The organism is Dellaglioa sp. CoH-57-MRSF-22 (assembly GCF_056781895.1).
In genome coordinates, this window is the sequence record NZ_JBXAXT010000023.1 from 251 (window position 1) to 850 (window position 600).

Sequence of the window (600 nt, forward strand, 5' to 3'; positions counted from 1 at the left end):
ACGTTAGTCCTCTGCATCCGGGCGTAGAAGCCCTGCTCAACGACGACACGTCGATGGCCTCTATCGCTTATTTTCGTGGCCAAGAAACGTACCGTGAACCGCATGAACTAGAAGGTGGACAAGATGCCAACGAATCAAATCCGTAAAGATGCACGTGAGCCGTGAAAACACTGCAAAAATAATGAAGAAATGCCAACAAAACGAGTAAAGCAGGATGTGCAATTTTATGAAGAACAAACTCGGAGTACACCATGGCTCGCACATTCTCCTCATTGGTTCGCAAACAGGCACGAGAGCTTCAGGCGCATTCTCGCAACAGGCTCAGTCTTGACCCGCTCTACTACGTTTATGCACTGCTCGATCCGCGTAAACCGGGCTCTTACTTGTATACAGTTGGTGACAAAGTAGTAGCGTTCGATCATGAGCCATTCTACGTCGGAAAGGGCAAAGGTCGTCGTATGTATCAACATCTGGAGGGCTGTAACCGACGTGGCACGCATCGGTAGGTTCAAAAGATAAACGCCATTGAGCGCGCTGGTTATGCCCCTATCGTACGTCAGCTTTCCAAGGAAGAGCCCGAGGCTACGGCATTGGCTAAGG

1 protein-coding gene is annotated in these 600 nt (G+C 50.0%); it reads left to right on the forward strand.

Going from position 1 to position 600, the window contains the following annotated elements; genetic code table 11:
- The first annotated feature begins 251 nt into the window (after positions 1-251).
- Positions 252-506, forward strand: coding sequence for an LEM-3-like GIY-YIG domain-containing protein (locus tag AC1RPR_RS07885; RefSeq protein WP_481763414.1), 255 nt, complete (start codon positions 252-254; stop codon positions 504-506).
- The last annotated feature ends 94 nt before the right edge of the window (positions 507-600 follow it).